The organism is Actinomycetota bacterium (assembly GCA_030774015.1).
Classification (GTDB): domain Bacteria; phylum Actinomycetota; class UBA4738; order UBA4738; family JACQTL01; genus JALYLZ01.
The window spans coordinates 1-9,984 of sequence record JALYLZ010000012.1 but is presented as its reverse complement, the minus strand read 5'-3'; the positions used below and the strand labels follow the sequence as shown (position 1 = coordinate 9,984).

At 71.7% G+C, this 9,984-nt stretch carries 11 protein-coding genes; 6 read left to right on the top strand and 5 right to left on the bottom strand.

Annotated features, from left to right (window positions below):
* Both M3Q23_00745 and M3Q23_00740 read left to right on the top strand, forming a co-directional pair.
* The coding region (locus tag M3Q23_00745; GenBank protein MDP9340642.1) for a hypothetical protein at positions 1-682 on the top strand (682 nt) is incomplete at its 5' end.
* Between the two features lie 123 nt (positions 683-805).
* On the top strand, positions 806-1,156 hold the full coding sequence (locus tag M3Q23_00740; protein ID MDP9340641.1) for a hypothetical protein: 351 nt from the start codon (positions 806-808) through the stop codon (positions 1,154-1,156).
* Between the two features lie 18 nt (positions 1,157-1,174).
* On the opposite strand, the gene M3Q23_00735 is transcribed toward M3Q23_00740, so the two are convergent.
* Positions 1,175-2,137, bottom strand: coding sequence for a hypothetical protein (locus M3Q23_00735; protein MDP9340640.1), 963 nt, complete (start codon positions 2,135-2,137; stop codon positions 1,175-1,177).
* Positions 2,138-2,275: 138 nt separating this feature from the next.
* Positions 2,276-3,022: an N-acetylmuramoyl-L-alanine amidase gene (locus tag M3Q23_00730; GenBank protein ID MDP9340639.1), complete on the bottom strand. Its 747-nt coding sequence runs from the start codon at positions 3,020-3,022 to the stop codon at positions 2,276-2,278.
* Between the two features lie 33 nt (positions 3,023-3,055).
* Here M3Q23_00730 and M3Q23_00725 point away from each other — a divergent pair, with 33 nt between their 5' ends.
* Together M3Q23_00725 and M3Q23_00720 are read left to right on the top strand one after the other, a co-directional pair.
* Complete coding sequence (locus M3Q23_00725) at positions 3,056-4,246, top strand: FAD-binding oxidoreductase (protein ID MDP9340638.1); 1,191 nt, start codon at positions 3,056-3,058, stop codon at positions 4,244-4,246.
* Between the two features lie 12 nt (positions 4,247-4,258).
* A complete protein-coding gene (locus M3Q23_00720; GenBank protein MDP9340637.1) occupies positions 4,259-5,428 on the top strand; it encodes a threonine synthase in 1,170 nt (389 codons plus the stop codon).
* Between the two features lie 179 nt (positions 5,429-5,607).
* Here M3Q23_00720 and M3Q23_00715 read toward each other — a convergent pair whose 3' ends face one another.
* Positions 5,608-6,429 carry a hydrolase gene (locus M3Q23_00715; protein ID MDP9340636.1) on the bottom strand — a complete coding sequence of 274 codons (822 nt, stop codon included), beginning with the start codon at positions 6,427-6,429 and terminating at the stop codon, positions 5,608-5,610.
* Between M3Q23_00715 and M3Q23_00710 the strand changes: the two genes are divergently transcribed.
* Positions 6,422-7,282 (top strand): PfkB family carbohydrate kinase, encoded by an 861-nt coding sequence (locus M3Q23_00710; GenBank protein ID MDP9340635.1) that lies wholly within the window; start codon positions 6,422-6,424, stop codon positions 7,280-7,282. The two genes, M3Q23_00715 and M3Q23_00710, sit on opposite strands and share 8 nt — an antisense overlap.
* Before the next feature lie 12 nt (positions 7,283-7,294).
* On the opposite strand, the gene M3Q23_00705 is transcribed toward M3Q23_00710, so the two are convergent.
* A complete protein-coding gene (locus M3Q23_00705; protein ID MDP9340634.1) occupies positions 7,295-7,705 on the bottom strand; it encodes an SRPBCC family protein in 411 nt (136 codons plus the stop codon).
* Positions 7,642-8,151, bottom strand: a complete 510-nt coding sequence (locus M3Q23_00700; protein ID MDP9340633.1) for a DUF2652 domain-containing protein — start codon at positions 8,149-8,151, stop codon at positions 7,642-7,644. The genes M3Q23_00705 and M3Q23_00700 overlap by 64 nt, the downstream gene beginning before the upstream one ends.
* Before the next feature lie 440 nt (positions 8,152-8,591).
* On the opposite strand from M3Q23_00700, the gene M3Q23_00695 reads away from it, so the two are divergent.
* On the top strand, positions 8,592-9,923 hold the full coding sequence (locus M3Q23_00695; protein ID MDP9340632.1) for a hypothetical protein: 1,332 nt from the start codon (positions 8,592-8,594) through the stop codon (positions 9,921-9,923).
* The last annotated feature ends 61 nt before the right edge of the window (positions 9,924-9,984 follow it).

Genomic DNA, 9,984 nt, shown 5'->3' with positions numbered 1-9,984 from the left:
CGAAGGGAGAGGGAAGATGACCCGGGAACACCGCCAGATGATCACCCAGCAGGTGCTGTACGGGATGGTCCTGCCCGCCGCCATCTACGCGGTGGCCTCGCACTTCATGACCTCGCTCCTCGCCCTGGTGGTGGCCTCCATGCTCCCGGTCACCGACGTGGTGAAGGCCAAGGTCCGAGGCCGCAAGGCCTCCGCCGCCTCCCTGGGCTTTCTGGGGGGGGCCGTGGTGACCTCGGTCCTCGGCCTTTTGTCCTCCTCGCCCCTTTTCATCCTGCTGAAGGCCCCGGTCATGTCGGCGGCGGTGGGGATCGGGATCGCCGGGTCGGCCGCGTGTGGACGCCCCATCCTTCGGACCCTCGCCATCCTGTTCGCGGCGGGGTCCTCCGAGGAGGCCCGCTCCGACGCCAAGGCCCTTTGGACCTCAAAGCCCTGGGACTCGGTGTTCGCGGCCCTGTCCGCGGTGTGGGGAGTGCTGTTCCTGGTCCTGGCGGTGGAGCAGACCCTCGCGGTGTTCGCCTTCTCCCCCGGCATCACCCTGGTGGTCCTCCCCCCGCTTCAGTTCGCCAACATGGCCATCGGGGGCGCGATGTCCCTGTACCTGGTGCACCGCCAGGGCGGGCTCGGGGCCATGTTCTCCTTCACCAAGACCGAGACCGAGGCCGCGGTGGCGGTGGCCGCGTAGGCGGGAACCCCTCGAAGCGAGACGGACTCAGGGGCGCGGGCCGAGGGGCTCGCGCCCTTCCGTTTGTCCGCCGGGCCCGGTTCCCGCACACTGGCACTCATCGCGAAGCGGGAGGTGGTCGGGATGGCCGACAAGCGAAGTGGCATCGTCCAGTCAGCGGAGAAGGTCTTCCAGGAGATCGCGGAGCGAGCTCCGAAGGTGGCCAGGGAGGTGGCCAAGGTCAGCAAGCAGGTCGCGAAGAAAGCGCCCTCCGTGGCCAAGACCATCTCCGAGAAGGCGCCGAAAGCGGTGAAGGGCGTCGCCGAGAAGGCTCCCGCCGTCGGCAAGCAGGTGGCCAAGGTCAGCCGCGACGTGGCCAAGAAGGCGCCCGAGGTGGGCAAGCGGGTGTCCGACGCCGGGCTCAAGGCCGCGAAGCGGGTCCAGGAGCGAGGGCAGGGCGGCGGAGCCAAGAGCCGAGCCAAGAAGAAGAAGTAATTCGGCCTCGAACGCGCCCTACGTGACGTTCGGGTTGTACTCGGTGAACACACCGCCCGGGTTCGACTTCCAGATCCACGCGTGGAGCAGCCAGGCCGTCTGGGCCTGGAAGTACCCGTGGGCCAGCTTGCACCCGTCCGCGCTCGAGATGGTGACCGATCCCCCCGGCAGGAAGCACAGATCGGTGTGGAAGTGCCACACGTCGGACCCACCGGCGAACCCGTCGGGCGGCGTGTCGCTGGTGTGGGCGAACTGATAGGCCACTCCCGCGAGCACCATCTTCCCGGAGGGCCGGGGCCAGTACAGCAGGATCTGGGGGTGGGCCGGGTCGAACGTCTTGTTCGAGATGTGCAGGTTCACCAGGTGCAGCCCGAGCCCCGGGATGAACTGGGTGACCTGGAAGTAGCCGTCCTTGCGGGCCACGTCGATGTCGCGGTACTTGGCGCTGGCCCTCTTCGCCGCGGCCAGCTGCCGGTCCAGGACCGCGGCCTCGGCGGGCGTCACCGGACCGGGCTTGCCATGGGAGTGCTCCCCGAAGGACGACGCACCCTCCGCCCCGGCGGCGTGGACATGCCCGGCGTGCCCGGCGTGCCCATCGGATGTCGACTTCACCGCGCCCGCCGCAGCGGCGGCGGCGACGCGTTCGGCCAGGCTGTTGGCGCCGGGGGCACCGGCCTGCGCCACCGCCGGGGTGTGCGCGTTCCGCCATCCCGCCCATCCGGCCAGCGCGACGGTCGCCACCAGCAGCACGACCATGACCGCCCCGACCAGGGCGCCCGATTCGGTCCGCAGGCGAACCACCCAGGCGATCCCGCCCACCGCCGTGACCAGGATGCCCGCCAGCAGGACCAGGTTCCAGGGATTGTTCCCGGAACCGAGCACGATGAACTGCTCGTTGGCCCGGGCTGCCGGTGAGGCGATGTGGGACACCAGGTCGCCGACCAGACCGACCAGGCTGATCACCACTCCCAGTGGGATCACCAGCGAGCTCAGGGTGCGACGATTGGAACCCGTCGAATCCGGATCAGGCGGTTCTGGTCGGGAGCTGGGGCGCCCCGGGACTTCCTGCACGCAGAGAACGTACATGTCGGGACAGTCGCGCGGCAATGCTACGGGCGCTCAGCAATGCGGATCGACCCAGTCCGGGGGCGGCCCGATGGGCACGTGATGCCGCCGCGCCAGGACCTTCAGGTGCTTGCGGTACCGCTGCATGTCGTGGTGGTTCCAGTCGCTGTGGGTCTGGCATCGCCACGAGGCGTAGCGCTCCTTGTGGTACGGGCTGATCAGGCTCTCGTTGTGGCCGATGACGTTGCGCAGCTGGATGTGGAAGCGCTGCACCAGCCAGAGCGTCAGCCGGTACGAGGCGGAGATCTGCTTCGGATCCTCGAGGATCTGGCCGTCGCTCTGCCCGACGTCCTCGATCCCGATGGCGGTGTAGTTCAGGCCGACCGTGTGGCGGCACCGGATCCCGAGCGGAACCAGCTGGTAGATGGTCCCATCGGTGTCGATGATGAAGTGGGCGCAGGTGCCGGGGAGCTCACCCAGGTCGGGCCCGTTGGCGGCGAAGGTGTTCCAGGCCGACGAGAAGGAAGTGCCTCCGGTGAAGTGCTCCACGATCACGTGGGGATGGCGGAGCCGCCAGGTGCGAGTGCCGTAGTGCCGCTTGGAGTAGGCGGCCATCTCGCGCCGGCGCTTCGGGCCGAACGGGATCCTCTTCCACACGATGTGGGGCTTGTGGGCGTTCGGCTCGGGCGCCCGGGCGGCGTGGGCCGCGTGGGCCGCGTGGGCCGCGTGGGCCATGGCGGTCGGCGAGATGACCGCGGCAACGGCCACCGCGGCGAGGGCTGCGGCGAGACGGCGTCTCACGGCGCCGACTGTACCTGCCGGTAGGCTTCGACCGTGCGAGGGCGTGACGTCATCGTGGTCGGGGGCGGGGTGGTGGGCTGCGCGTGTGCCCGGGAGCTCGCCCTCCGGGGACTGCGGGTCACCTTGGTCGAGCGCAGCGATCTGGCCGCCGGAGCGTCCGGGCGCAACCACGGCCTGCTGCTGACCCCCACCGACCCGGCCCTCGTTCCCATGGCCACGGCCGCCCTGGAGGCCTACCGGGACGTCGCCGAGCACCAGCCCGACCTGGTCAGGATCGCTTCCGAACCCATGGGGTTCCTGATCGTGGCCTCCTCCGACGCCGACGCCGAGCGCGTTCCCGCGGAGGCCGAAGCCGATGCGGCCGCGGCCTGCGGGGTCCAGGTCGAGCACCTGGTGGGCCAGGACCTCCGCCGGGCGGAGCCAGGCCTCGGTCCCGACTACGCCGAGGGCTGGCTGCTGCGGGACGGGCGACTGGTGGACCCGGCCTCGCTCACGGTGGCCATGGCGCTCGCGGCCCGGGAGGCCGGCGCCGAGATCCTCCGGAACCTGCCGGTCCGATCGCTGCTCGTGCGCGGCGACGCCGTTCGGGGCGTGATCGCCGACGAGGGCCCGATCGAGGCCGACCACGTGGTGGTGGCGGCGGGGCCCTGGACCGGATCGCTGCTCCGCCCGCTGGGGATCCATCTTCCCGTGACCCCGGCCCGCGGGTTCCTGGTCCATCTGGGCCCGGCGCCGGCGTTGCTCCGGCACGTGGTGGAGACCGGCGGCTGGCACCCCCTGCCCGGCCAGGACCCCATGCCGGGCGTGCTCGCCGGCGTGGCGGCCGCCGCGCCCTCGGAGCCCTTCTTCGGAACCCTCATGCAGCAGAACCCGGACGGCACGGTCCTGGCGGGATCGTCGCGGGAGGCTGCGCTGGGAGCGGAACCTGAGGACCCGTCGGTCCCCCGGGAGATCCTCCGGCGGGCCATCCGCCTGGTGCCGGCGCTCGAGGGCGTTCGGGTGATCGGCTCGTGGTGGGGGGTCCGGCCGATGACGCCGGACGCCCGCCCCATCGTGGGTCGGCTGCGCGAGGGCCTGACCGTCGCCACCGGCCACGGTGGGCAGGGCGTGATCCTGGCCGGGGGCACCGCGCCGCTGGTGGCCGCGCTGGTCCTGGGCCGGGAGCCGCCCTTTCCCTCGGAGCCGTTCGGGCCGTCGCGGTTCGACCCGCCGGGCCCGGGCTGATCGGCCTCGAGCGTGGCATCGTTCGTCACCCACCTGGAGTGCTCGCGGTGCGGCCGCCGGTACGGCCACCTCGAGGTCCGCAACCTGTGCGAATGCGGCGGGCCGTTGCTGGTCGAGTACGACCTCGACGCCGTCCGCGGCGTCGTGCGGCGGGAGGACCTTCCCGGGCGGACCGCCTCGATGTGGCGGTACCGGGAATTGCTTCCCGTCGAGGAGCCGGTGCGAGCCGTGACCCTGGGCGAGGGCTTCACGCCCCTGTTCCCCCTGGGCCGGCTCGGCACGAGCGCCGGCCTCGACGACCTGTGGCTGAAGGACGACGGGCTGAACCCCACCGGTACGTTCAAGGCCCGGGGCGCCGCCGCGGGCATGACCGCGGCCGTGGAGCGCGGGGTCCGCGAGGTGGCCCTTCCAACGGCCGGGAACGCGGGCGCCGCGTGGGCGGCGTACGGAGCGGCCGCCGGCGTCGCCGTGCATGTGGCCATGCCGCGCGACGCCCCCGAGACGGTCCGGGGGCAGTGCCGGCGTTACGGAGCCGAGGTCACCCTGGTCGACGGCTTCATCGGCGACGCGGCGGCCGTGATCGCCGAGGGCGTCCGCGGCCGGGGCTGGTTCGACGCCGGGACCCTCCGCGAGCCCTACCGCATCGAGGGCAAGAAGACCCTCGGTCTGGAGATCGCCGAGCAGCTCGACTGGCGGCTCCCCGACGCGATCGTCTACCCGGCCGGCGGCGGGGTCGGCATCATCGGCATCTGGCGCGCCCTGAACCAGCTCGCCGCCCTGGGCTGGGTCCAGGGCGACCTGCCGCGGCTGATCGTGGTGCAGGCCGAGGGTTGCGCCCCGATGGTGAAGGCGTTCCACGACGGCGCCGAGGAATCGGAGCACTGGCCCGACCCGCACACCATCGCCCAGGGCCTGCGCGTCCCGAAAGCGCTCGGCGACTTCCTGGTCCTCAGGGCGGTCCGGGAAACCGGCGGCACCTGCGTCGCCGCGAGCGACGACGAGATCAGGGCGGCCGTGGACGACCTGGCCGCGCACGCCGGCGTGCTGGCCTGCCCCGAGGGCGCGGCCACCCTCGCGGCGGCGAAACGCCTCCGCCAGAGCGGGCAGCTACGCCAGGCCGACCGTGTCGTGCTGATCAACACCGGAACCGGACTGGCCGACACCGAGCTGCTCCGGCGCTAGCAGGCATGCGGCCCCGCTCCGCATCTGTCTGCCCACGTCAGCCGCCCGCGACAGAAAGTGCGACAAGTTCGGCCGGCGGGCTTGACGGCTCGGGCGGTCACCCATAGGGTTGGGCTTGGAGACCGCTGGAGCCCTCGGGCCCCGGCGGTTTCCGCTTTCCGGCCCCGTTTTCTGCGCCCTCAGGGCTCGATCCACCGCAGGTACCGGTCCACGGAGCGCAGGACGGCATCCTTCCCGCCGGAGGCCACCACGCTGTCCCACCACCCGCCGTAGATCCGGTCGAACGCGAGGGGCCGCACCGCCGCCACCACCCGCTCGATCTCCCCGCGCGGCAGCGGGATGAGGTTCGGATAGCTCCGCATGAAGCTCACGAAGCGGCGGTCCTGGGCCACGGTGATGGAGTCGCCGGTGAGCAGTGCGCCGCGACCCTCCGCGCCGCCCGGCCAGTGGAGCACGGCGCTTCCCTCGAAATGCCCGCCGCACTGCACGGCGGTGACCCCCGGCACGATCTCGACCGAGCCTTCCCACGGCACCGCGGCATCGTCCGGCCGCATCAGCCACTCCCGGTCGGCCCGCGGGACGTGGATGGGCGCGCCGCCGAACGCGCGGCTCCACTCCACGACGCAGCCGTAGAAGTGCGGGTGCGACATGGCGATCCCCGCGATGCCGCCCAGGTCCCGAACGCGCTCCACCGCCGCGTCGTCGATGAGCCCGATGCAGTCCCACAGCACGTTCCCGTCCGGCGTCCGCACCAGCAGGGCCCGCTGTCCGATCCCCAGACGCGGCTCGACGCCGATCCCGACCAGTCCCTCCTCGACGTCTCGGATCTCGGTCCGGAACCCCTCCTCGCGGAACTGCGCCAGCGTGGCCCACCGCTGCCCGGACCACCCCACGTACTGGCGCTCGTCCTCGCAGATCGCGCACCGATCGGGCGGCCCCTCGCCGGCGGCGTGCTGGACCGCGCAGGTTCGGCAGGTGAGGGGCTCTCCACTCGTGCCCACGCCCATGATGTCCGTCAAACTACGCCACGTGGTCCGGGTCGCGGTGGTGGGGCACGTGGAGTGGCTGCACTTCGCCCGGGTCGAGGCCGTGCCCCTTCCCGGCCAGATCGTCCGCGCGGACGAGTGGTGGGAGGAACCCGCCGGCGGCGGCGCGGTGGCCGCGGTGCAGCTGGTGAAGCTCGCCGGTGCGTGCACCTTCTACACGGCGCTGGGGGACGACGACCTCGGCCACCGGTCCGAATGGGAGCTTCGGGACCGCCACGCCGTCCGGGTCCAGGCGGTGTTCCGCCCCGACGCCCAGCGCCGCGCGTTCACGTTCCTGGACCGAAACGGCGAGCGGACCATCACGGTGATGGGGACCCGCCTCGGCCCGGCCGGCGCGGACCCGCTGCCGTGGGACGGGATGCGCGAGACCGACGCCGTGTACTTCACGGCCGGCGACGTCGAGGCCCTGCGCAGGGCGCGCCTGGCGAAGGTCCTGGTGGCCACCTCCCGGGTCATGTCCCTGCTGGACGAGGCGGGTGTGCGGCTGGACGCGGTGGTCGGCAGCGGCCGGGACGAGTCCGAGGTCTACCGCCCAATCGACCCTGCGCCGGCGTACGTGGTCCGCACGGCGGGCAGCGACGGCGGCGACTACGAGGGCTCCGACGGAAGCACCGGCCACTGGGACGCCGCCCCGCTTCCCGGTCCCATCGTGGACGCCTACGGCTGCGGCGACAGCTTCGCCGCGGGCCTCACCTTCGGCCTCGGCACCGGCCTCCCCATCGACCGGGCCCTGGAGCTGGCGGCGCGCTGCGGCGCGTACTGCCTGACCGGGAAGGGCCCCTACGGCAACCAGCTCACGCTGGCCTGAACGCCGCCACGCTCACTCCCCCGCGGGAGCGCCGCCGCCCTCACTCCCGCCCGCCAGCGCGACCGCTCGGTCCAGGCTGATCCGCATGACCTGTTCCATGGGGCCGAACATCTGGGCGGCCGTGGCGATCTGCTCGGGCGTTCCCCGGGGCCGCATCCGCAACGACACCCGGGTCGAGCTGTCGTCCTGCGGTGTGAACTCCACGGTCATGTCCATCTCGCCGAACGGCGAACGCCCCACGATCGTGTAGTACCGGAAGGGCTTCCAGTCCACGATCTCCTCGAAGGCCTCCATGTTGTCTCCGTGGAAGCAGTGGTTGGTGGTCCCGACCCCGCGGCGGCCCCCCGACACGTCCTCGTTCACCTGGACGACGCCGAACTGCCACTGGGGGCGCCGTGTCGGCGACGTGACCAGCTCCCACACCAGCGCCGGCGGTGCGGGGACGTCGCCGGCCACCTCGATCGCCGCGTCCTCCGGCGCCAGGAACACCACGGCGCGCTCCTGCTCCTCGCGCCAGGCCGCCTCGAGCCATCCACCTCCCCCACGTCCTCGTACATCTCCGTGTGGGACTTCATGCCGACGACGTCCGCGTCGACGCCGAACCATTCCAGGCAGGCCCGGGTGAACAACGCGTAGCCTCGGAGGCCGGTCTGCTCCGTGACGTGGTTCTTCAGCAGGCGGTGTGCGGTCACCACCTCGGAGCCGATCAGCTCCCGGCTCCCGGCCACCTCGTGCGAGATGTACTGGCCGTGGTGGACCACGAACTTCAGGGTGAGGTCGGGGATCCGGATGCACGCGTTGCAGGCGCAGGTGGTGAGGTTCGCGATGTTCCGCTGGCGCCGCTGGAACGCGAAGTAGCAGGCCTCCACCGCGTTCAGCAGGCTGGAGCCGTCTCCGCCGCTCCCGCCGGCCTCCTCGGGGGACGTCCGCGCCGGTCTCCGGCGCGTGGCAGAACACGGCGTCGCCCTCCAGCTTGGCCAGCTCGAACAGGCCCCGGAGCTCGCCGATCACCGTTCCCAGCAGGTCGGCCAGGATGTCGTGGGCGTGCTCCAGCTCGACACCGGAGAGGTACGCGGTGTACCCGCTGATGTCCGCGAGGAGCAGGGAGCCTCGTTCGACGCCGGCCATGGCAGCGGGATGGTACGACCGCCGGACTCCCTTGGCGAGGACGGCCGCGGTACGGGGTTTCCAGACGAGGACGCCCGCGCTACAGCGTCCGCCACGATCCCGGACTCGGGTTCGACAGCGAGTCTTTACCCCCTCCGTGCCGGACCCGGTTCGGCGCCCCACGACCGGGAGGTCCAACCGCATGCGTCGTCGCGTTTCCCTCGTCACCCTGGTCCTGCTGGCCGCGTCCCTGGTGCTGAACCTGAGCGCCTCGCCGGCCCGGGCCGCGTTCGTCGGCAGGAACGGCTGGGTGGCGTTCTCCGCCCTCGCCAAGAACGGCTCCATCCAGGTGTACCGGGAGGGAGACAACGGCCTGGAGGACGTCACCGGCACCAGGAGCACGGGGCCGATCATGCGCAACGACAACTTCTCGCCGACCTTCTCGCCCGAGCACGGCGCGCACCTGGCGTTCGTGAGCGCGACCCACACGTCCACCGGGCGCGGCCCCGGCGACATCTGGATCGTCAGCCCGTTCCCGGACCTCCCCTCCAACTCCCTGGCCAACCTGACCAAGTCCCCCACCACCGACGACCAGAGCCCGTCCTGGGACTTCACCGGCGGCCACGTGGCCTACTCGAGCGCGCTGGTGGTGAGCGGGCAGGATGCCGCCGCGGACATCTGGAAGGTCACCTGGACCGGCCGGCTGCCCCAGGACCTCACCCCCGGCACCGTCTCCGACGACATCCAGCCGGCCTGGTCGCCCCGCACCCACGTCATCGCCTTCGTCAGCAACCGGACCGTCCCGGAGGGGACCACGACCGGCCCGAGCCACGGGATCTGGCTGATGGACTCGGGCGACGGAGAGGTCCTGGGTCAGCTCACCGACGACGGAACGCACCCGAACTGGCGGGCCGACGGGAAGAAGATCGCCTTCGTCCGCGACGGCGACATATGGATCATGAACGACGACGGGTCGGAGCCGATGGGGCTGACCCACCACACGGGCTCGACGGAGTTCACGAACCCGGCGTGGTCCAACGACGGGACGAAGATCGCGTTCCAGGTCGACGGCGGCGCGGTGCCCGTGAAGGGGTCCTCGCTGATGGTGATGGACGCCAACGGCAAGGCCCAGAAGGTGCTGCTGCACGCGAAGCAGTTCGTGGGCCAGTCCGAGCCCGACTGGCGGGCGGACTGCTCGGTGGAGCCGCACAAGAAGAACGGGAAGTTCGTGATCACCGGCACCAACGGCCCCGACCTGCTGTGCTTCGAGAAGTTCCCCACCACCGTGTTCGGCCGGGGCGGCGACGACTCCATCTACGGCGGCCCGGGCAACAACGTCGTCGACGGCGGGCCCGGGAACGACATCATCCTCGGTGCCAAGGGCAACGACGTGCTGAAAGGCGGGACCGGCAACGACTACCTGGAGGGCGACGAAGGCCTGGACTCCTTCGACGGCGGGGCGGGGATCGACCAGTGCAACGGCGACCCGGGGGAATCGTTCTCGAACTGCGAGACCATCCGGCAGTTGCGGTAGCGCGAAAACGGCCCACCGATCGCTCTGGAGGGGTGGTGCGGCCCCCGGGAGGGGGGTTGGC

Bases quoted from the DNA above. Each gene is read 5' to 3' on its own strand.
- M3Q23_00740 (MDP9340641.1), top strand. From the start codon at position 806: ATGGCCGACAAGCGAAGTGGCATCGTCCAGTCAGCGGAGAAGGTCTTC.
- M3Q23_00695 (MDP9340632.1), top strand. From the start codon at position 8,592: ATGCGTCGTCGCGTTTCCCTCGTCACCCTGGTCCTGCTGGCCGCGTCC.